We start from the raw sequence: 19,990 nt of genomic DNA, 5'->3' as shown, positions 1-19,990 counted from the left end.
ATACAGGGATGTACTTGAAGCGTGTCGGCGGAGTTGGCCCTTTGGCCGGCTCATACCAGTGAAAAGACGACTTTATCTTACTGCCACAGCACCAGGACGCCCGATACCAGGGCGAACACCAGCACGAACTGGCGCAGGAAACGGGCGTTGATGGTGCGGTGCACCAGCTGACTCAGGATCAGCCCCACCGCCAGCGCCGGCAACATCCAGCCCACCGGCAGCAGCAGTTCGGCCTGCAGCCGGCCGTCGAGCGCCAGCACCAGCAGCGAGACCAGCTCGCCGATCAAAAAACACAGGGCCACCGAGGCGCGCAGGGTCGCCACCGGCATATGCTGGTACACCAGGGCCAGGGGCGGCCCGCCGATGCCGGTGGCGGTTTCGGTGATGCCGGTGATCACCCCGGTGGACACGAAGGCCTTGCGCCCCGGCGCAAAGGCCGGCGCCAGCCAGCTGACCAACACCGCCGCTATGGTGGACACCCCGATCAGGATGTTGAGCTGGTTCAGGGGCAGCACCACCAGCACCCAGAGCCCGCCGAAGGTGCCCAGCACCCGGCCCAGGGATATCCACTTGGTGCCCCGCAGGTCGATGGCGTGGCGCTCCCGCCAGGCGATCAGGGCATTGAGCGGCAACATCAGCACCAGCAGGCTGATCGGCAGCAACGCCGGCGCCAGCAACCCCAGCACCGGCGCCACCACCAGGGCAAAGCCCATGCCGGTGGCGCCCTGGACAAAGGCGCCCGCCGCCACCGCCAGGGCGACCCAGGCGAAAACATCCGGGCTCATGACGCGCGTCCGCCGGGGCCCGGGCGTTGCGCCTCCCACTGCCGCCGGTGCCGGCCCGAGTCGGGATGGATTTTCTGGATCGGCGCCCGCGCCACCACCGCCTTGGCGTGCTCGTCCACCTCCCGCATCAGGGCCCGGGCGTCCCAGTCCAGCGGCCAGCCCTGCCACAGCCGCAGGCGGCCGGCCACGAACACCCCCAGGATCTGATCCCGGTTGGCCAGCCGCACCAGCTCCCAGCACAGGTCCCAGGACGGCAGCAGTTCGGGCACCTCCAGGTCCACCAGCAGGAAGTCGGCCGCCCGGCCGGGCGCGATCTCGCCGGTGTTCAGTCCCAGCACCCTGGCTCCGCCACGGGTGCCCTGCTCCAGCCAGGGCCAGCCGCCGCCGCAGGAGGAGTCCCCCACCGCCAGGCCGAAGGCGAAACGCTGGGCCGCCTCGGCGTAGTCCAGCAGCCGGAAGCCGTCGCTGCGGGTGCCGTCGGTACCCAGGCCGAGGCGGATCCCCAGGCTGTGCATCAGCTGGGCCTGGGCCACGGCGTTGCCCTTCCAGGCGCTGGCCACCGGGTTGTAGCTGACCGCGCTGTCGGAGTCGCGCAGCAGCATCAGCTCGTCGGGGGTGAGCAGGGTGGCGTGGGCGAGCAGCGCCTGGGGCCCCAGGGCCCCGGCCCGGTGCAGGTGCTCCACCGGGCGCAGGCCGCGCTGCTCCAGGGAGCGCTCCACCGCCACCAGGTGTTCGTTGACGTGGGTCTGGAACAGGATGCCGGCCTCGGCGCAGAGCGCCGACACCCGGTGCAGCATGGCATCGGTGGCGATCTCCGGGATGGGCACGGCCAGCGAGGGGGTCACCAGCGGCTGGCCCTGCCAGCCGGCGATATGTTGCTCGGCCCGCGCCAGTATCGGCCCCGGTGCCAGTTCCTCGCTGCCACGCCTGTCGTTGCACACCAGCCCCAGCACGCAGCGCAGCCCCGCCTCGGTGGTGGCGCGGGCGATGGCGTCCAGCCCCTCGCTGGCCCGGGTGCCGGCGTCGCAGACGGTGGTGAAGCCACCGCGCAGGGCCTCCAGCGCCGCCAGCTTGGCGGTCAGGTAGAGGATGTCCGGGCTCAGGCCGGATTCCATGGGCACCCACACCCGGCGGAAGATCTCCGACGGCTCGCCGAACACCAGCGCCTTGCCGAAGGCCTGGGTCAGGTGGTGGTGGGTATCGACGAAACCGGGCATGATCAGCTTGCCGGGCAGGGCGGTCACCGCCAGCTCCGGATGGGCCGCCTGCAGCTCGGCCAGGGGGCCGACGGCGCCGAAGCGCTCACCGTCCAGCAGGATGGCGTACTCCCGTACCGGGCCGTCCGCCAGCAGCAGCCAGTCGGGCGCCAGCAGGCAGCGTTGTTCGAACTGGGAGGGATTGAGTTGCGTCTTCATGATGGTCCTTTTATTGGCTGGGGCAGGCCGCGAGGCCTGCCCGGGTAGATCAGCGGCTCTGCAGCCGGGAGTGGTCTTCGGCCGCGGCGACCGGCGCCGGCCCCTTGCCCAGGTAGTGGAACAGGGCATTCATCAGGGCGGCGGTGATGGCGCCCATGGCGACGCCGTTGCCCAGCAGGGAGGCCAGCCCGGAGGGGAACTGGCTGTAGACGCCGGGCACCAGTATCGGAAACAGGCCCACCGCCAGCGCCACCGACACCACGTACATGTTGGCATGCTGGCGCAGATCGACCCGCCGCAGCATGTCGATGCCCATGGTGCCGACGATGGCGAACACCACCAGGCCGGTACCGCCGACCACCGCCTCGGGCACGCCGTGGATCACCCGCGCCAGGGGCGCGAGCAGGGCGAACAGGATCAGCATCAGGCCGGAGACCAGGGTGACGTAGCGGGAGCGGATGCCGGTGGCCCGCACCACGCCGATGTTCTCGCCGCTGGTGATGATCAGCGAGGTGCCGAACAGACCGCCGAGCAGGGACACGGCGGCGTCGCCGCGGATGGTCTTGGCCACGTCGTTCTCCGGGTCCAGCTTCTTGTCCACCACCTCGCCGATGGCGATGGTCTGGCCGGTGGCCTCCACCATGGAGATGATGCAGAAGATCATCAGCGGCAGCGAGGCCAGCAGATCGAACTTGGGCATGCCGAAGGGCAGCAGCGACGGCAGGCTGAACAGGGGAAACAGCGACAGGTGCTCGACATGGAAGGCGCCGAACAGCACCGCCATCAGGGTACCGCCCAGCAGGCCCAGCAGGATCGCCAGCTGGCCCATCATGCCGCTCAGCACCCGGGCGAACAGCACGGTAAAGCCGATGGTGGCGAAGGCCAGCAGCAGGTTGAGCGGGGCGGCGAAGCCCTCGGTGCCGGGCTTGCCGACGATCAGGAAGCCCGAGATCTTCACCAGGTTGATGGCCACCAGCAACAGCATGGTGCCCACCACCACCGAGGGGAAGAAGCGCAAAAACTTCTTGAACACGGGCAACACCAGGAAATAGAACAGCGCCGTCAGGATCACCGCCCCCGAGGCGGTGGCCACGTCGGTCTGCTGGGCGATGAGGATGAACAGCACTATGGGCGCGCCGCCCGGCAGCATGATGAACGGCAGCCGGGCGCCGAAGCCGCGCCAGCCGATGGACTGCAGCAGGGTGCCGATACCGCAGATGATAAAAGTGGCGCTCAGCAGATTGATGGTCAGCTCCGGGGGAAAATCCAGCGCCGTGGCCATCAGGAACACCGAGGCGATGGGCGAGGCCGCCATCACCAATACATGCTGCAATCCGAACGCCAGCAGCGTCTTCAGGGGCAGCTTTTCGTCGACCGGGGCGGTGACGTCCTTGTGTACTTCCGACATGATCTTCTCCTTGCATCCATATGCCGCCGGCAGCGGGTACCGGCGGCTCCTTGCTCTCACCCCCAAATCGATTTGGGTGATGGATAAAAAACAACCCGTCGCCATGATGTCCGGCGCGGGTTCCCATCTCTCGCCAACGTTTCCAGAGATGAATCGATTTGGTCGCTCAACCGACAATCCCAAATCGATTTGGTTAAAAGTTATTCCAGGTTCTGCTCCCTGTCAAGCCGGTTTTTTCGCCAGGCCGGCCGAGACGGGGCCGGCACCCGAATCGATTTGGTTCCCGGCCGGGGCCGGGGGTATACTCGACGGCATACGCGATAAGCCCCCAGAGGCCCCATGAGTTCAGCCAAACACGGCGGCCCGCGCCGCCTCACCATCGCCGATGTCGCCGAGGCGGCGGGCGTGTCCCGCACCACCGTCTCCCACGCCCTCAACGACCGGGGGCAGGTGGATCCCCAGACCCGGGCCCGGGTCAAGGACGTGGCCCGCCTGCTGGGCTATAGCCCCAACCTGCGGGCCCAGCGTCTGCGCACCGGCCGCACCAACTCCATCGCCCTGCTCTCCTCCATGCCCTTCGCGGTGGCCGGCGGCCCTTCCCGCCTGGGCTTTATGATGGAAATCGCCGCCACCGCGGCGGAGGCGGCACTGAAGCAGGGCCTGGCCCTGGTGCTGGTGCCGCCGCTGGCGGAAGCCAGGGGGCTGCTGGACGAGCTGGACGTGGACGGCGCCATCATCATAGAGCCGGTGGCCCAGGATCCCCAGGTCACCCAGCTGCGGCGGCGCGGCATCACGGTGGTGTCCATCGGCCGCCAGCCGGAAGCGGATCCCCCCCTGCCCTACGTGGACCTGCAGGCCGGAGCCACCGGCCGGCTGTTGCTGGAACACCTGGCGGCCCAGGGGGCCCGCCACATCGCCCTGCTGATCGGCCAGCAGCGGCGCCACTCCTACGTGGACGTGGAGCAGGCCTACCGCGACTTCACCGCCGCCCGCGGCCTGCCCTGCCTGATCGCCAAGGCCGAGGAAGCCGGCGGCGAAGAGGCCGGCGCCGAGGCCTGCCGCCGGCTGCTGGCCGAACACCCGTCGCTGGACGCCATCTGCGCCCCGGTGGATGCCTTCGCCGTGGGCGCCATCCGGGCGCTGCAACAGGCCGGCCGTAGGGTGCCGGCAGAGGTGAGGGTGGTCACCCGCTACGACGGCCTGCGGGCACAGAAGTGCCAGCCGCCACTGACCGCGGTCAACCTGCACCTGGAAGAAGTGTCGGCACGGGCCATTTCCCTGCTGCTGGCGCACATCAACGGCAAGGCGGCCCCGGATATCGTCCGTGGCCCCAGCCCGGAGCTGATCGTCAGGGCCTCGTCCGATAATGCTTGAGCCGTCGGCGCCCCTCCCGCTCAGATCACCCGGGAGAACTGCTGCATCCGGGCCTGGCGGCGCAGGTGGACGTCGAAGCACATGCAGATGTTGCGGATCAGCAGCCGGCCCTTGGGTGCCACCCGGATGGCGTCCGGCTCCACCGTCACCAGGCCGTCGTCCACGAAGGTCTGCAGCAGCGCGATATCCTCGGCGAAGTAGTCGGCGAAGCGGATGCCGTATGTCCGCTCCAGGGGCGCGACCTCCAGCTCGAAGTTGCAGATCAGGGTCTTGATCAGATCCCGGCGCAGCCGGTCGTCCTGGTTCAGGGCATAGCCCACCGTCTGGGCGTGGCCCAGCTGGTCGAGCCGGCCGTAGTAGCGCTTGAGATCCTTGTGGTTCTGGGAATAGGCGTCGCCGATCATGCTGATGGCGGACACCCCCAGCCCCAGCAGGTCGCAGTCGCCCTGGGTGGTGTAACCCTGGAAGTTGCGGTGCAGCTCGCCCCGGCGCTGGGCCACCGCCAGGCTGTCGTCCGGCAGGGCGAAGTGGTCCATGCCGATAAACTGGTAGCCCTGGCCGGTGAGGTAGCCTATGGTGTCCTGCAGCATGGCCAGCTTCTGGGCGGGCCTGGGCATGTCCGCCTCGTTCAGCTTGCGCTGGGCGGCGAAGCGGCTGGGCAGGTGGGCGTAGTTGAACACCGACAGCCGGGCCGGCTTCATGGCCGCCACCTGCTCCAGGGTATGGCGGAAGCTGGCCGGGGTCTGCAGCGGCAGGCCGTAGATCAGGTCCAGGTTGGTGGACTCGAAGCCGAGTTCGGCCGCGCGTTTGACCAGGGCCTTGATAAAGTCGTTGTCCTGCTCCCGGTTCACCACCTTCTGCACCGCCTTGTCGAAGTCCTGTACCCCCAGGCTGATGCGGTTGAAGCCTTCTTCCTTCAGTACCTCCAGCACCGACAGTTCGATTTCCCGCGGGTCGATCTCGATGCTGAACTCGCCCCGCCCGGCGAAGCGGAAATGGCGGCGCAGCAGGCCGTTCAGCCGGCGGATTTGCGGTTCGGTGAGAAAGGTGGGGGTGCCGCCGCCCCAGTGCAGCTGGGTCACGGTGCGGCCGGCGAACAGAGGCGCCAGGCGCTCGACTTCCCGCTCCAGGTAGTCCAGGTAGACGTCGGCCTTGCCCTGGTGGCGGGTGATCACCTTGTTGCAGCCGCAGTAGTAGCACAGCTTGTGGCAGAAGGGCACGTGCACGTAGAGCGACAGGGGCCGTTCCGGATAGCGCCCGGCGGCGGCCTCGAACTCGGCCATGCCGAAGGATTCGTTGAATTCCAGGGCCGTGGGGTAGGACGTGTACCTGGGCCCCGAATAGTTGTATTTCTCGATGAGGGACTGATCCCACTCGATGCTTGCTGACATTGCCTCCTCCCCGGGTCAGCGACCGGGCAGCTCCAGGCTGGCCAGCCGTTCGACCTCAATTTTTATCTGAGCCTCAAGCTCCTGTTCGAAACCAGCGCGCTGCAGATCCTGGCGCATGCGTTCGTTGCGCTTGAGCTGCTTGCGCGCCTCGTGGGTCGGCATCTCCTTGACCCTGTCATAGAGATCGTAGAGGCCGGGATAGTCCTGGGCAAAATCCTTCGGCCGGCTGAATTGCAGGGTGTTGAGCAGGTTGGTCAGGCGAATGGCCCCTTCCGACAGGTTGCACTGATCGTCGCGCACCGCCATGGCGATGGTCCGGATGCTGTCGAGAATGCGCTTGTTGCGCCGGTGGATGGCCTGTTCGCGCTTTTGCGTCTGCTGCTTCAGCCGGGCCAGCAGGATTCCCGCGTACACCGCCAGACCCACTATGATGACGCCGCCCAACAGGGCGGCCATCAGCCAGGGTGAGATCATGACTTATCTTCCTTATCCTGGTATTGCGCGGGATCAAGGTCCGCGTCCATAAAGCGGATCCAGAGATCGTCGCCTTCTTCCGGCTCCTCGTCCTCGTCCTCGTCGTCGAGCAGGCCGAGCTGCTCCAGCAGCTGCTGATGGCGGGCCAGGGTCTGATCCAGCCAGGCCGCGTCGTCCTTGCCTAATTTTTCGCCGGCATCGACCCGATCCAGCAGGGCGTTGAGCCGCTCGTTATTCTCCAGTTGCTCCAGTTCCTGCTCCGGAGTCAGGGCCTTAGGTCTCGCGACTCCCACCTTGGCGACCGCCGCCGCCTTGGCCTCGTCCTTGATCAACGCCACCGGTTTTTTGGAGCCCAGGCGCGGATCCTTCTGCACCCTGGCGGCACCGCCGCCACCGGATTCACCGCCCTGATTGTGGCGGGAGCCGGGGGCCAGCCCCTTGCGCTTGGCCTTGCGCTTGCGCTCCCTGCTTTGCTCGGCATTTTCCCGACTTTCCTTGCGGGCACCGAGTTGACCCGGGGTGCGGGTCTTTTTCATACGTGTCATACAGACTCCGGTTTGTGCAGAAGTATCACATCGGCACCGATGAATTCGATGCCGAGCCCGTCCCGTGCCGCCAGCCAGAGAAAGGTGTCCCGGCTGAAAAAGCTGACATGGGTGGGATCCTGTTTGTAATGCCAGTTGGCGAAGGCCGCCTGGTCGCGGGCCAGCTTGGTCATCAGCCCCAGCCAGCCGCCGGGTGCGAGCATGGCCAGCAGTTGCCGCCATTCCCGCCCCGGTTGGTAAAAGTGCTCTATCGCCTCGGTACAGGTGACAAAGTCGTAACATTGCGCCAACCGCTCGGGATAATCCGCATAGTAGGGATCATAGGTGGTGGTGGCAAAGCCCGCCTCGTACAGCATGGCGGCCAGGGCCGGCCCCGGCCCGCAACCAAAGTCCAGCCCGGTGCTTCCGGGCCTGAGCCGCTCCACCAGGGGGGCGGCCAGCCGGCTCAGAAAGCGCCGGTAACCGGCATCGTCCACCCGGTTCTCATGCCGATCGTAGATGGCTTTTTCCGCCGCCGCGTCCAGCCGGTAGCCAGGCTCGACGAAGATCAGCCGGCAGCGTTCGCAGCGGGCATAACGGCGCTGTTTGTCCTCCCAGAAGGGAAAGGTATGGGGATGCTCACAGAGGGGGCAGGAAACGTCTTGCGACCGAACGGACATGCAGGAACCGGAAAAACCGGGGGGCACGGGCCCCCCTGGATGATAAGCGCTTAGCGCAGGCCCGCCACGTACTGGGACAGGACTTCGATGTCTGCGTCGGTCAGCTTCTTGGCGATGTCGCGCATCATGCCGTTGGGATCGTTGTCGCGCTCGCCGCTGCGGAAGGCTTGCAACTGGGCCTTGATGTAGGCCGGGTGCTGGCCGGACAGGCGCGGGAACTTGGCGGACTCCAGGCCCTCGCCGCGCGGGCTGTGGCAGGCGATGCAGGCGGTAATGCCGCGCTCCAGGTCGCCACCGCGGTACAGGGCCTCACCGGCCTCGATCACCTCTTCGGGGGTGGCGACCGGGGTAATGGCTTCGCTGGCGTAGTAGGCGGCCAGGTCGGCCATGTCCTGCTCGGACAGGCCCATCACCATGCCGGCCATGATGGCGTTGGCACGGCCCACACCACCGGTGGCGGCGGCCTTGAATTCAACCAGCTGCTTTTCCAGGTAGGAAGCGTGCTGACCGGCGATTTTAGGGTACATATCGGTCGGGCTGTTGCCATCGTTACCATGACAGGCCACACAGGTGGCGGCTTTGGCTTTGCCGGCTTCGGCATCGCCCTGGGCCTGCGCTGTGCCGACCACTCCGAGCATTAAGGCTAGCGTGAAAACAATTTTTTTCATGACGTTCCGACTTCTCGTTGTAAGAGCTTCCAGATCACATACCGGCGAGGGCATGTTACAATGCGACTTAAAAAACGGCACCATTCTACACGATTTTGCGAGAAAGTAAGCAAGGCGGGTTCAGAACCCCGGGGATTTCATATTGGATAACAAGCAGATAAATTTTAATACCGCCCGCTTTATTACCAGCGCGCCCAACATCAACCAGATGCCGGCCGACACCGGCGTAGAGATAGCCTTTGCCGGTCGCTCCAACGCCGGCAAATCGTCCGCCCTCAACACCATCACCCAGCAGAAAAGCCTGGCACGGACCAGTAAAACCCCGGGCCGCACCCAGCTGATCAACGTGTTCGAGCTGAGCGAAGGCAAGCGGCTGATCGACCTGCCCGGCTACGGCTACGCCAAGGTGCCGGAAGAGATGAAGCTGAAGTGGCAGGCGGCGCTGTCGGAATACCTGCAGAAAAGGGACAGCCTCAAGGGCCTGGTGGTGCTGATGGACATCCGCCATCCGCTGAAGGACATCGACCAGCAACTGCTGCAGTGGGCCAGCGACTCCGGACTGCCGGTGCTGGCGCTGCTAACCAAGTGCGACAAGCTCAAGTCCGGCGCCCGCAAGGCGGAAGTGCTCAAGGTGCGCGAAGCGGTGGCCGTGTTCGGCGGCAACATCCGGGTGGAAGCGTTCAGCTCCCTCAAGGGCACCGGCGTCGACCGGGCCAGGGAAGTCCTCACCGAATGGCTGCTGCAGGGCGATAATGAAATCATGCCCACAGACGAGCAAGCATAATCACCACCCTATCGACACTACCTTTGCCAGGAATGATATGCACAAAACCAGAACGCAATTTGTGGCCGACGCCATCAGAACCAAAATTCTGCGCGGCGAAATAAAAGGCGGCTCGGCCCTGCGCCAGGATGCCTTGGCAAAGGAATTCAACGTCAGCCGGATACCGGTCCGGGAAGCCTTGCTTACCCTGGAGGCGGAAGGCCTGGTGGAATTCGAGGCCCACAAGGGTGCCTACGCCACCGAGCTGTCAGCCCCCAAGATCCTGGAACTGTTCGAGTTACGGGTATTGCTCGAATGCCATATCCTTGCTGCAGCCATCCCCAGGATGACCACGGAGCAACTCGATAATGCTGAAGCTATGCTGGTCGAGCTGGATCATATGCTCGATACCTCCAGCCGTATCGATCATTGGAGCGATTATAATTTTGCTTTCCATCGGGCCTTATACGCTCCGGCAGACAAGCCGGAAACCATGGCGCTGATAACTCAGTTGAATACCCAGTCAGACCGTTACATACGTATTCATCTGTTGCATGCCGCCGGCGTAGCAAAAGCAGAGGCAGAGCACCGGGAATTACTGGAGCTGTGCCGGGCAGGCGACATACCGGCAGCCTGCGCTCTGCTGGGCCGCCACATCCTCGCGGCAGCTGATGATATTGTTGCCCTATTACATCAACAGCAACAAGGTTGCTAACAACATTGGAAGTGTAATGCGTCTCGACAGATTTCTTTCGGAAACCACCGATTTGACCCGCTCTTTTGCCAAGAAGGCCCTCCATAAGGGGCAGGTTGAAGTAGACGGTGTGATAGTAAAAAAAGGCGACATGCAGATTGACAAGCAGGCGGTTCGTTACCAAGGGAAGTTACTCACGCTGAGCTCTCCCCGCTATATCATGCTGCACAAACCCGCCAGTTATATCAGCGCCACCCAGGACGAAGATTATCCCTGCGTACTACGACTGCTGCCCGAGGAGCTGCAACGGGAATTACAGTGTGTCGGTCGTCTGGATGTGGACACCACAGGTCTGCTGCTGCTGACCGATGACGGCCAATGGTCACACCGCATCCGCTCACCGAAAAAAGCCTGTAGCAAGGTCTATCGGGTGGATCTGGACGAACCACTGGCAGAGAATGTGGCCGAACGCTTTACCGCAGGCCTGATGCTCCATGGCGAAGAAAAAGCCACCCTGCCCGCCACCTTGGAAGTCATCACCCCCACCCGGGTGCTGTTGACCATACAGGAAGGCAAATACCATCAGGTGAAGCGCATGTTCGCCGCCGTCGGCAACAAGGTAGTGAGCCTGCACCGGTTGCAGATTGGGCATATCACACTGGACGATACCTTGGCGCCCGGACAGTGGCGACATCTGACTGAGGAAGAAATCGCATCCGTGTAATCATTGTTCAACCCAAGGATTACACAGCCTATTGATACAGTCATATTTTATGCCTACTTTTAACTGCCTCACCATAGCAGGGTGAGAGCATGAGTGCTTAATTTTTGCCCAGCGATGCTGGCCCGGCAATAAGCACTTTTTCCAGGTAAGCACTGTTCATGCTTGCCATCTTCTGTTTTCGCCTGATACTGGCCTTTTTCGAGGTATCAGAACATAGCATGTTCAGCGCCATGTGCCGGAAGCCAGCCAGGATTTCGGCGGCATTCTTGCGATAAATGGGGCAGTTGTCTTCCTTCATTGACAGGAGAGTAGACCGTGGGAACTTCCCCCACAGCCCCTCGCAGAACGGAACGTGAGCCTATGGGCTCGTTCGCCCCCCATTAAACCATCGTTCCTTTCATTCCTCCTCGCCAATGCGCGAACAGGTGGCAATGAGTATCAGCAATATTATCCATAAATTTTCCTGCCCTCGTTTTCGCCGCTGAAGCTTCTTATACTTATGTCTTGCCCACCAAACCAACGCTATGTTGATTTGACGAAAGACTCTATATAACTCTGAGCGATAAAAACAGCCGTAGTAATTTATCCAACCGGTTATGATTGGATTTATCCACCTGGCTATATCAGTAAGGCTTAAATCTTTTCGCTTTCGTATACCCAGCATCCTTATCTTCTTAATCATACCCTTTTGCGCATCTCTGCTTGCAGCAGGTTGGCCCCGCAAGGTCTTGCCGTCGATGGCTATCAGCTCACTGCCGGTGCGTTCATTGACTGATTGTGCCCAATGAACGAAGCATTGCTAAAATTCGGTGGGGTCACTACACCCAAATCATATGATGAGGATGGCTACGTCCCCCTCACTCTGTCAAGTAAAAATCTACATAATCAGGACAATTCTTGCTCATATCCGAATGGATCATCGATTGATGCCGATGGCTGAGTAAACCACCTAGGGCCGTCTTCGGTCATATAGAAATGATCTTCCAAGCGGATACCAAACTCATCAGGAACAACCAGCATAGGTTCATTAGAGAAACACATACCCGCAGCCAGTGATGTTTGATTACTCCTAACAAGATATGGCCACTCATGGATATCTAGGCCAATCCCATGACCGGTTCTATGAGGGCAACCCGGAGTTTGATAACCCGGTCCCATTCCCTGGCTGGCCAGATAATTTCTGGCAGCAATATCAACAGCTGCACAGGGCGCGCCGATACGAGCAGCCTGAAAGGCATGCTCTTGTGCCGACTTTTCAAGCTCCCACATTTCTCGTTGACGCTGATTAGGCGTACCAAAAACATAAGTACGTGTAATATCGGATATATATCCCTCAAGTTGACAGCCTGTATCTATGAGTACCACATCATTTTTTTCAAGTGCTTTGGGGCTCTTTACACCATGTGGAAATGAGGAGTCTTTACCAAATAAAACAATACAGAAATAAGATCCACCTGGAGCACCAACCTTCCGGTGAGCCAAATCTATAAATTTTATTACCTCCTGAGTACTGATGCCTTCATATAATATTCTGGCTACCGCTTTGTGTACCTCCAGCGTCATATCCTTGGCCCGCTGCATCAAAGCGATCTCGGCTGAAGACTTAATCGATCTACAGCCAGCGGTAATGTCTTTAGCACTCACCAACTCGAAATCACTTGCCTGAGTATCCAGACCGTTACTGATGAAGAACGCCGTTGACTCATCAATTCCTAGCTTACCTTCATGTATACCCATATAATGGAGGGCTTCAATACTTCGAGCATAAGGGCACTCATGCTCTTGCCACGTTATTACTTCCCCCTTTATCAGCATAAACTGTTTCAAGGTATCCAATTCAAAATGAGGTGCAATATAGAACGGTTCCCCTTGTGCAGGAAGGAAAGCACCAACCATGCGCTCACTGGCACTCCAGCGAGTTCCAGTGAAGTAATAAAGATTAGTGCCTGCATTAATATAAGTAACAGAAATACCCTGCTCCTGCATCAAACGCTGGGCCTTTTTTATTCGAGCCTGGTACTCTTCGATAATTATCGGCTCTACTCCCGCCGTCATATCACTTAATTTATCCAACTCGTATTCGAAGCTAGATCCACCGACCCCAATTGTCATATAACACCCTTATGGTAATTTCATTAAAAAATACAAAGTTAACACTAAGCAGGAAAAGAGCCAAATTCGCATTCTGAAGATGCAACCATATCCCAACTTTTTCCTGGTATTGAACTCAAAAGTAACTTTGTATAGCTGTGCTTGGGTGAGTTGAATACCTCCTCTGTAGTGCCATATTCAACTATCTCACCCAGCTTCATCACTGCAATTCGATCACAGACCTTTGCAGCAATACGTAGATCATGAGTAACAAACAACATAGATAAATGCATTTTTTTCTTTATCATATCTAGCAGCTCTAGCACTTGATCTTGAACTGAAACATCCAGCGCCGAAACAGACTCATCTGCGATAATAAGTTTCGGCTGCATAGCCAAAGCCCTGGCAATGCCAATCCTTTGACGTTGACCACCAGAGAACTCATGGGGATAACGCTTCAATGCTGACTCATCCAGGCCCACCAGCTGTAGTAATTCTTTTGCTCGATTATAAGCTGAATGTTTATTTTCACCGTGAATAACCGGCCCTTCGGATAAAATGTCACCCACTTTTCTTCTTGGGTTTAAAGAGGCATATGGGTCTTGGAAAATCATCTGTATTTGCTGGCGTATTGGCATCATTTTTTTGGGACTTAGTCCCAGAATATTTTCTCCGTTAAATATAACTTCTCCACTATCTGTATCATGTAATCTGATAATAGAGCGCCCGACGGTAGACTTTCCTGACCCGGATTCGCCAACGAGCCCCAATGTTTCGCCTTTCATTATATCAAATGATATATTTTTTGATGCACTAACAGTTCGTCCTGGATTTCCAAAAAAACCGCCTTTGGTTGTATATGTTTTACAAAGGTTTCGAACACTAATAACCACCTCTGACTCATCAACATTTACTTTTCTTGGTTGCAGTTTAGGGACAGAGGAAATAAGTTTACGAGTGTATTCATGCTGAGGGTTATTCAGAACTTTTTCTGCGGATCCTATTTCAACCATTTTCCCTTTCTGCATCACAATAACTCGATCTGCAATTTCGGCAACAACACCAAAATCATGAGTAATAAAAATTACACCCATTCCTTTTTTGGCCTGCAGATCTTTTATTAGTTTAAGTATCTGAGCCTGAGTCGTCACATCCAGAGCAGTAGTGGGTTCATCCGCTATTAGTATTGCCGGCTCCAACGCCAGGGCCATTGCAATCATCACTCGTTGACGCTGACCGCCAGAAAGTGAAAAGGGATAACTTTTTCCAATCACATCCGGCTCTGGCAGACCTACGTCTTTCAGCATTTCGATAACTTTCTCTTTGCGCTCTATCTGATTGTAACGACCATGAGCCAGCAGCACCTCTTCAAGTTGTTCACCAACCTTCATTACTGGGTTAAGTGCAGTCATCGGTTCTTGAAAAATCATGCCAACGCGGCTGCCACGTACCTGTTGCATCTGCTGTTCACTTAGATCCAACAAATTTTTATCTTCTAGCAAGATGCTGCCACGAACAACTTTTACATGAGGAGCAGGGAGCAGCCCCATAATCGCATTGGAGGACATGGATTTCCCTGAACCTGACTCACCGACAATACAGAGAATTTCACCGGGAAACACATCGAAACTTACACTTTCCACCGCATAGGCACGATCGGCATCACTCGGCAGAGCAATATCCAAATCACGTATACTTAAGACAGCTTTTTTACTCATAACAACACTCTCTTTTCGTCATTAGGATATTTTTCAAATTGAACGTTTCATCTTAGGATCCAGTGCATCTCGCAAGCCATCACCAATCAGGTTAATAGAAAGCACAGTTGCAAGGATTGTTACTCCAGGCAAAGTAATCAACCACCAAGCACTAAGTATAAATTCCCTTGAGTCTGCCAGCATGGTACCCCACTCTGGTGCTGGCGGCTGAGCTCCCATACCGAGAAAGCCCAAAGCCGCGGCATCCAGAATAGCGGTTGAAAAACTTAATGTAGCTTGCACGATGAGGGGAGCAGTACAATTTGGCAAAACATTAATAAACATCAAACGACCAACCCCCGCCCCCATGGTACGACTAGCTAAAACATAATCTTTATTAAGCTCTGATATAGCCTGAGCCCTGGATATACGAACAAAATGGGGCATATAGGTAATGGCAATCGCTATCATAGCATTGGTCAAACTGGGACCAAGTATGGCTACCAATACAAGAGCAAAGAGCAGGCTCGGGAAGGCCAACAGTATATCCATTACTCTCATTATCAGGTTATCGATAGACCCTCTGAAAAAAGCGGCCATGATACCCAGTATCACACCGAAAAAAAGGGATATACCAATAACAATAAAACCAATATAAAAAGAGTAACGAGCACCAAAGATAAGTCGAGATAACTGATCACGACCAACAGCATCAGTGCCTAGAATAAAGCTCCAGTTTCCCCTCTCCTGCCATGCCGGGGGAAGTAATATATGGTCACGAAATTGTTCAATAGGAGAATGAGGAGCAATAAGATCGGCAAACAACGCCAGCAACATGATACCCATCATGAAGTAAAGACCGATCATGGCACCTTTATTCTTTTTAAACTGATGCCAGAAGTTAATTACCAACAACTTCCATCCTACATTTTCACTTGAGGCTGTCAAAGTAGTCATTTTTTATCTCTGCTGTCTGATTCTAGGGTCAATTATTCCATAACATAGGTCAACACTCAGATTGACAAGCATCATTATTCCAGCGATTAACAATAAACCCGCCTGAATGACTGGGTAGTCCCGACGAAAAACAGAGTCGACCATCCACTTTCCAATTCCCGGCCAGGAGAAAATAGTTTCAGTCAGAATAGCTCCCGCAAGTAATACACCCACTGATAGTCCAATGACGGTAAGGATAGGGATAAGTGCATTCCGCAAGGCATGTTTGACAGTAATTCGGTACGAGCTTAACCCTTTTGCTCGTGCCGTTTTAATATAATCTTCTCCCATCACTTCCAGCATCGCCGAGCGTGTCTGCCTAGCAAAAACAGCCATTGGTATGGTACCCAGAGCGATGGTAGGAAGAATGAGATGGTGAAGTGCTGAACGAAAAGACCCCTCTTCATCACTGAGTAAGCTGTCAATTAACATGAATCCTGTTATATCATCGACCCAGTACTCGACACTAAGACGACCGGATACAGGTGTCCAGCCAAGGTTTCCCGAGAAAAAAACAATTAACAGTAATGCCCACCAAAATATAGGCATGGAGAAACCTGTCAGCGATATTGCCATAAGGCCATGATCAAAAATAGATCCCCTTTTTACTGCAGCAATAACACCTGCCGGTATACCTATAGCCAAAGCAAATAATAACGCACATAAAGACAATTCAACTGTGGCAGGAAATAGTGAGAAAAACTCATGCAGCACAGGTTTTTTAGAGATTAATGACGTACCAAAGTCACCCTGTAACAAACCAGCAACATAATCAAAGTACTGAATATACAAAGGTTGATCATAGCCAAACCTGGCCGCCAGCTCAGCATATCGCTCTGCAGATACACCTCGCTCCCCTGCCATAACCAAAATAGGATCACCGGGAATAAGGCGAATAAATGAAAATGAAGCCAGCGTAACACCAATAAATGTGGGGATTATTATTAGCAACTTACGTAAGATAAAACCAAGCATAGTAATCAATCTCCCTAACAGGGGATATTATGAACCCATTTAAAATTAAAGCAGCTCCATTGTCACTACAGAGAACAACGGAGCTTAAAGACACCAATCTATTCTTTCAGATCTACACCGTAAAAGTAATTTCCACCTAAGGGATCAATCTTGAAATTCTTCACTTCATTACGAACAGGCTGAGACACAAGAGAGTGTGCTATGGTTGCCCACGGGGCCTCCTCCTTGAATATCAACTGGGCTTTTTCATATAATTTGGTGCGTTCCTCGACATTTGAAGACTGCTTGGCCTTCATCAAAAGATCGTCAAAATCTGCATTACACCACCGAGCTCTATTGGCGCCAGCCTTAGCCGCCTCACAACTAAGCAGTACATTCATAAAGTTGTCTGGATCTCCATTGTCACCAGTCCACCCTAGTAATATGGTATCATGCTCACCGTTATTGGAGCGTTTAAGATACTCTCCCCACTCGTAGGTGACTATCTCTGCATCTATCCCCACCTTTTTCCAGTCCGCCTGGATCATTTCAGCCATACGTCGAGCATTGGGGTTATATGGGCGCTGTACCGGCATGGCCCATATATTCGTTTTCAAATTGGTGACGCCTGCACTTTCTAGAATTGTCTTTGCTGCTACAGGGTCATACCGATCATCAACAGTGTTTTCATTGTAAGACCATATGGTCGGTGGGATGGGGTTTTTGGCAACTTGAGCTACACCATTAAACACAGATTCAATAATAGCGCTCTTATTAATTGCCATGTTGAGAGCACGCCTTACCTCTGGGTTATTAAAGGGAGGCTTGTCATTATTGTATGCAAGGTACCCGACATTCAAGCCTTCCTGCTGCAACACCGTCAAACCATCTGTTTTCTTCATTTCATCCAAATCATTTGGATTAGGATTCAATGTTACATGACACTCACCGGACTTCAGCTTTTGAAAACGGACTGTTGAATCAGGTGTGATGGCAAAAATCAGTTTATCTATTGGCGTCTTGCCCTTAAAGTAATCGGGATTAGCCTTGTAACGAATTACTGCATCCTTCTTATAGTTCACAAACTGAAAGGGGCCAGTTCCTACTGGGAGATGATCATAAGTTTCTTTATCACCAGCCGCCGCTTGCTGCTCCGCATATTCAGCAGATGTGATAGATGCAAAGTCCATTGCTAGGTTGGCGATAAATGGGGATTCAGGCCGGTTAAGTATGAATTTAACCGTATAGTCATCTACCTTAACAATATCTTTAATAAGTTCCCCCATGCCCATACCCTCAAAATACTCATATGTCCCTCCATTGACGGTGTGATATGGGTGTTCTTTTTGCAACTGTCTATTAAAGGTGAAAAGCACATCATCTGCATTAAAATCACGGCTGGGTGAAAAATACTTTGTCGTATGAAACTTAACCCCCTTACGCAAAAAGAAGGTATATTCCTTTCCATCATCACTTACCGACCAACTCTCGGCCAAACCAGGAATAACATTTGTAGTTCCAGTTTCAAACTCAGCCAGCCTGTTATATATTTGTCTTGAGCTTGCATCCAGAGTTGTACCAGATGTCACCAAGGCAGCATTAAATATTTCCGGACTACCTTCCGAGCAATAGACCAGTGTTTTTGCAGCGTGCGCTGACCCTGTAGATAAAAAAAATGCTGAGAAAACTGACAATCCCAATAACCTTTTCATTTAGATCCCTCTATTATCTTTATCAGTGAAATAAAAAAGCAACCGTATGACAATAAACGTTCACGCGTTAACAACAAGAAACAAATAACCTTTACATATAGGAACTTGCGTGGTGCCAGTTTGTATTGGCACCACGCTGTTAATTATGTATTCACTTCTGGTTATACCAGATGGTTTTCTTTTGCAGATATTGCTCCATGGCCTCCAGGCCATTGTCTCTACCGCCAAAACCGGACTGACCGTAACCGCCGAAGGGGGTGGTAATATCACCTTCGCTGAAGCAGTTGATGGAAACGGTGCCCGCCTTCAACGCCCGGGAAACCCGATGGGCCCGCCCAATATTGCTGGTATAGAGGGAGGCGGCCAGGCCGTACTGGGTCTGGTTGGCCAACGACACCGCCTCTTCTTCGCTGGTGAATTCGGTTACCGCCAGTACCGGGCCGAACACCTCGTCCCGGAACAGGGTCATGTCAGACCGGACGTCATCGAAAATGGTCGGCTCCACAAACAGGCCGGCCCCCAGGTCGGGGGTATTGCCGCCGTAACGCAACCGGGCCCCCTGCTCTCTGGCCTGCTCAACCATGGCCTTCACCTTGCTGAAGTGAACCGGCTCTACCATGGGGCCAACCTTGGTATCCGCGTCCTTGGGATCACCCAGCTTCCAGCCGGACAAACGGGAACACAGCTTGTCCAGCAGGGGCTCCTTGATGCCCTTCTGCACCAGCAGGCGGGATCCGCAACTGCAGTTTTCACCCATGTTCCAAAAGGCCGCCGCCAGCACATCGTCAACGATGGCATCCAGATCTTCCACGTCATCGAACACCAGCTGCGGGCTCTTGCCACCACATTCCAGCACCACTTCTTTCAGGTTGCTCTGGGCCGAGTACTGCAGAAACAGACGGCCAACCTCGGTCGAACCGGTGAAAGACACCATATCCACATCCGGATGCAGGCCCAGCGGCATACCGGTCTGCTCACCCAGCCCGGTTACCAGCTGCAGTACTCCCTCCGGGATCCCCGCCTGATGGGCCAGCTGCACCATGCGCCAGGCACTCAGGGAGGTCTGTTCGGCCGGTTTCACTATCACCGAGTTACCGGTCACCAGAGCCGGCCCCACCTTCCAGGCGAACATCTGCGCCGGAAAGTTCCAGGGCAGCACGGCGGCCACCACACCGATGGGCTCGTTGACCACCAGCCCTAGGATGTCATCCCCGGTCGGCGCCACCTTGCCGAATACCTTGTCTACCGCTTCTGCGTACCAGGCCAGGGTATTGATGGTTTCCGGAATATCGGTATTCAGACATTCGGTGATCGGCTTGCCGCCATCGACACAATCCAGTGCCGCCAGCTCTTCCCGATGTTGCTCCAGCAACGCGATCCAGGCCTGCATCCGTTGCTTGCGATCGGCCGGAGCCAGCTTGCGCCACTCGCCCTGCTCAAAGCTGGCCCGGGCGGCAGCCACCGCCAAGTTCACCTGCTCTTCGGTACAGGCTTCAACCTGACCAATAACCGATTCATCAAAAGGATCCCGGGTCTCCAGGGTCTGATTACCGGGGGTATAACCGACGATGATGGCCTCGGCCCGCAGTTCTCCCTGCCTGGCCCTGGCAAAGACGTTTTGCACTTGTACTGACATGTCA

General features: G+C 56.3%; 19 protein-coding genes and 1 pseudogene. 4 read left to right on the top strand and 16 right to left on the bottom strand.

Annotation, left to right across the window (positions count from 1 at the left end):
• Positions 1–77: 77 nt before the first annotated feature.
• From ACT7DK_RS00600 to ACT7DK_RS00590, 3 genes are read right to left on the bottom strand one after another with little or no spacing between them, the layout of a single operon-like run.
• Positions 78–785, bottom strand: coding sequence for a sulfite exporter TauE/SafE family protein (locus ACT7DK_RS00600; RefSeq protein ID WP_445395293.1), 708 nt, complete (start codon positions 783–785; stop codon positions 78–80).
• Positions 782–2,200 carry an amidohydrolase family protein gene (locus ACT7DK_RS00595; RefSeq protein ID WP_445395291.1) on the bottom strand — a complete coding sequence of 473 codons (1,419 nt, stop codon included), beginning with the start codon at positions 2,198–2,200 and terminating at the stop codon, positions 782–784. Before ACT7DK_RS00595 ends, ACT7DK_RS00600 begins: the two co-directional genes overlap by 4 nt.
• A gap of 49 nt (positions 2,201–2,249) precedes the next feature.
• Positions 2,250–3,608: a uracil-xanthine permease family protein gene (locus ACT7DK_RS00590; RefSeq protein ID WP_106729745.1), complete on the bottom strand. Its 1,359-nt coding sequence runs from the start codon at positions 3,606–3,608 to the stop codon at positions 2,250–2,252.
• A gap of 339 nt (positions 3,609–3,947) precedes the next feature.
• Here ACT7DK_RS00590 and ACT7DK_RS00585 point away from each other — a divergent pair, with 339 nt between their 5' ends.
• The gene (locus tag ACT7DK_RS00585; RefSeq protein ID WP_445395289.1) at positions 3,948–4,982 is read left to right on the top strand and encodes a substrate-binding domain-containing protein; all 1,035 of its coding nucleotides are present in this window, start codon (positions 3,948–3,950) and stop codon (positions 4,980–4,982) included.
• A gap of 20 nt (positions 4,983–5,002) precedes the next feature.
• On the opposite strand, the gene hemN is transcribed toward ACT7DK_RS00585, so the two are convergent.
• The 5 genes from hemN to ACT7DK_RS00560 are packed head-to-tail and all read right to left on the bottom strand — an operon-like array spanning position 5,003 to position 8,719.
• Complete coding sequence (hemN, locus tag ACT7DK_RS00580) at positions 5,003–6,373, bottom strand: oxygen-independent coproporphyrinogen III oxidase (RefSeq protein ID WP_445395287.1); 1,371 nt, start codon at positions 6,371–6,373, stop codon at positions 5,003–5,005.
• A gap of 15 nt (positions 6,374–6,388) precedes the next feature.
• Positions 6,389–6,847 (bottom strand): DUF2489 domain-containing protein, encoded by a 459-nt coding sequence (locus tag ACT7DK_RS00575; protein WP_445395285.1) that lies wholly within the window; start codon positions 6,845–6,847, stop codon positions 6,389–6,391.
• Positions 6,844–7,392, bottom strand: a complete 549-nt coding sequence (yihI, locus tag ACT7DK_RS00570) for a Der GTPase-activating protein YihI (RefSeq protein ID WP_445395283.1) — start codon at positions 7,390–7,392, stop codon at positions 6,844–6,846. Before yihI ends, ACT7DK_RS00575 begins: the two co-directional genes overlap by 4 nt.
• Complete coding sequence (locus ACT7DK_RS00565) at positions 7,389–8,051, bottom strand: class I SAM-dependent methyltransferase (RefSeq protein ID WP_096780196.1); 663 nt, start codon at positions 8,049–8,051, stop codon at positions 7,389–7,391. The genes yihI and ACT7DK_RS00565 overlap by 4 nt, the downstream gene beginning before the upstream one ends.
• Before the next feature lie 50 nt (positions 8,052–8,101).
• Positions 8,102–8,719 (bottom strand): c-type cytochrome, encoded by a 618-nt coding sequence (locus tag ACT7DK_RS00560; RefSeq protein ID WP_094039418.1) that lies wholly within the window; start codon positions 8,717–8,719, stop codon positions 8,102–8,104.
• 142 nt (positions 8,720–8,861) lie between these two features.
• Here ACT7DK_RS00560 and yihA point away from each other — a divergent pair, with 142 nt between their 5' ends.
• Genes yihA through rsuA form a run of 3 tightly spaced genes read left to right on the top strand, consistent with a single transcriptional unit; the run spans position 8,862 to position 10,900 of the window.
• The gene (yihA, locus tag ACT7DK_RS00555) at positions 8,862–9,503 is read left to right on the top strand and encodes a ribosome biogenesis GTP-binding protein YihA/YsxC (protein WP_445395280.1); all 642 of its coding nucleotides are present in this window, start codon (positions 8,862–8,864) and stop codon (positions 9,501–9,503) included.
• A gap of 37 nt (positions 9,504–9,540) precedes the next feature.
• On the top strand, positions 9,541–10,197 hold the full coding sequence (locus ACT7DK_RS00550) for a GntR family transcriptional regulator (protein ID WP_445395278.1): 657 nt from the start codon (positions 9,541–9,543) through the stop codon (positions 10,195–10,197).
• A 16-nt stretch (positions 10,198–10,213) separates the two neighbouring features.
• Positions 10,214–10,900, top strand: coding sequence for a 16S rRNA pseudouridine(516) synthase RsuA (gene rsuA / locus ACT7DK_RS00545; protein WP_445395276.1), 687 nt, complete (start codon positions 10,214–10,216; stop codon positions 10,898–10,900).
• Between the two features lie 97 nt (positions 10,901–10,997).
• Here the strand turns inward: rsuA and ACT7DK_RS00540 are convergent.
• From ACT7DK_RS00540 to ACT7DK_RS00505, 8 genes and pseudogenes are all read right to left on the bottom strand, one after another.
• Positions 10,998–11,204: pseudogene (locus ACT7DK_RS00540) on the bottom strand (transposase); the annotation flags it as partial.
• 93 nt (positions 11,205–11,297) lie between these two features.
• The gene (locus tag ACT7DK_RS00535) at positions 11,298–11,582 is read right to left on the bottom strand and encodes a group II intron maturase-specific domain-containing protein (protein WP_445395274.1); all 285 of its coding nucleotides are present in this window, start codon (positions 11,580–11,582) and stop codon (positions 11,298–11,300) included.
• Positions 11,583–11,785: 203 nt separating this feature from the next.
• Entirely contained in the window at positions 11,786–13,012 is a 1,227-nt protein-coding gene (locus ACT7DK_RS00530; RefSeq protein ID WP_445395272.1) for a M24 family metallopeptidase, read from the bottom strand.
• A gap of 44 nt (positions 13,013–13,056) precedes the next feature.
• Positions 13,057–14,709: an ABC transporter ATP-binding protein gene (locus ACT7DK_RS00525; RefSeq protein ID WP_445395270.1), complete on the bottom strand. Its 1,653-nt coding sequence runs from the start codon at positions 14,707–14,709 to the stop codon at positions 13,057–13,059.
• Positions 14,710–14,742: 33 nt separating this feature from the next.
• Entirely contained in the window at positions 14,743–15,645 is a 903-nt protein-coding gene (locus tag ACT7DK_RS00520; protein ID WP_445395268.1) for an ABC transporter permease subunit, read from the bottom strand.
• A gap of 3 nt (positions 15,646–15,648) precedes the next feature.
• Positions 15,649–16,659 (bottom strand): ABC transporter permease subunit, encoded by a 1,011-nt coding sequence (locus ACT7DK_RS00515; RefSeq protein ID WP_445395266.1) that lies wholly within the window; start codon positions 16,657–16,659, stop codon positions 15,649–15,651.
• A gap of 98 nt (positions 16,660–16,757) precedes the next feature.
• The gene (locus ACT7DK_RS00510; RefSeq protein ID WP_445395264.1) at positions 16,758–18,350 is read right to left on the bottom strand and encodes an ABC transporter substrate-binding protein; all 1,593 of its coding nucleotides are present in this window, start codon (positions 18,348–18,350) and stop codon (positions 16,758–16,760) included.
• Positions 18,351–18,501: 151 nt separating this feature from the next.
• Positions 18,502–19,986 carry an aldehyde dehydrogenase gene (locus tag ACT7DK_RS00505; protein ID WP_445395262.1) on the bottom strand — a complete coding sequence of 495 codons (1,485 nt, stop codon included), beginning with the start codon at positions 19,984–19,986 and terminating at the stop codon, positions 18,502–18,504.
• Positions 19,987–19,990: the final 4 nt, after the last annotated feature.

Source organism: Zobellella sp. An-6 (genome assembly GCF_052487945.1).
This window is presented reverse-complemented; position numbering and strand designations above follow the sequence as displayed.

What these genes read in the sequence shown, in the direction of transcription:
- ACT7DK_RS00550 (WP_445395278.1), top strand. Translation starts at nt 9,541, where the DNA reads ATGCACAAAACCAGAACGCAATTTGTGGCCGACGCCATCAGAACCAAA.
- ACT7DK_RS00510 (WP_445395264.1), bottom strand. Translation starts at nt 18,350, where the DNA reads ATGAAAAGGTTATTGGGATTGTCAGTTTTCTCAGCATTTTTTTTATCT.
- ACT7DK_RS00565 (WP_096780196.1), bottom strand. Translation starts at nt 8,051, where the DNA reads ATGTCCGTTCGGTCGCAAGACGTTTCCTGCCCCCTCTGTGAGCATCCC.
- rsuA (WP_445395276.1), top strand. Translation starts at nt 10,214, where the DNA reads ATGCGTCTCGACAGATTTCTTTCGGAAACCACCGATTTGACCCGCTCT.
- yihI (WP_445395283.1), bottom strand. Translation starts at nt 7,392, where the DNA reads ATGACACGTATGAAAAAGACCCGCACCCCGGGTCAACTCGGTGCCCGC.
- ACT7DK_RS00515 (WP_445395266.1), bottom strand. Translation starts at nt 16,659, where the DNA reads ATGCTTGGTTTTATCTTACGTAAGTTGCTAATAATAATCCCCACATTT.
- ACT7DK_RS00595 (WP_445395291.1), bottom strand. Translation starts at nt 2,200, where the DNA reads ATGAAGACGCAACTCAATCCCTCCCAGTTCGAACAACGCTGCCTGCTG.
- ACT7DK_RS00530 (WP_445395272.1), bottom strand. Translation starts at nt 13,012, where the DNA reads ATGACAATTGGGGTCGGTGGATCTAGCTTCGAATACGAGTTGGATAAA.
- ACT7DK_RS00525 (WP_445395270.1), bottom strand. Translation starts at nt 14,709, where the DNA reads ATGAGTAAAAAAGCTGTCTTAAGTATACGTGATTTGGATATTGCTCTG.
- ACT7DK_RS00560 (WP_094039418.1), bottom strand. Translation starts at nt 8,719, where the DNA reads ATGAAAAAAATTGTTTTCACGCTAGCCTTAATGCTCGGAGTGGTCGGC.
- ACT7DK_RS00590 (WP_106729745.1), bottom strand. Translation starts at nt 3,608, where the DNA reads ATGTCGGAAGTACACAAGGACGTCACCGCCCCGGTCGACGAAAAGCTG.
- ACT7DK_RS00535 (WP_445395274.1), bottom strand. Translation starts at nt 11,582, where the DNA reads ATGATTAAGAAGATAAGGATGCTGGGTATACGAAAGCGAAAAGATTTA.
- hemN (WP_445395287.1), bottom strand. Translation starts at nt 6,373, where the DNA reads ATGTCAGCAAGCATCGAGTGGGATCAGTCCCTCATCGAGAAATACAAC.
- ACT7DK_RS00585 (WP_445395289.1), top strand. Translation starts at nt 3,948, where the DNA reads ATGAGTTCAGCCAAACACGGCGGCCCGCGCCGCCTCACCATCGCCGAT.
- ACT7DK_RS00520 (WP_445395268.1), bottom strand. Translation starts at nt 15,645, where the DNA reads ATGACTACTTTGACAGCCTCAAGTGAAAATGTAGGATGGAAGTTGTTG.
- ACT7DK_RS00575 (WP_445395285.1), bottom strand. Translation starts at nt 6,847, where the DNA reads ATGATCTCACCCTGGCTGATGGCCGCCCTGTTGGGCGGCGTCATCATA.
- ACT7DK_RS00600 (WP_445395293.1), bottom strand. Translation starts at nt 785, where the DNA reads ATGAGCCCGGATGTTTTCGCCTGGGTCGCCCTGGCGGTGGCGGCGGGC.
- ACT7DK_RS00505 (WP_445395262.1), bottom strand. Translation starts at nt 19,986, where the DNA reads ATGTCAGTACAAGTGCAAAACGTCTTTGCCAGGGCCAGGCAGGGAGAA.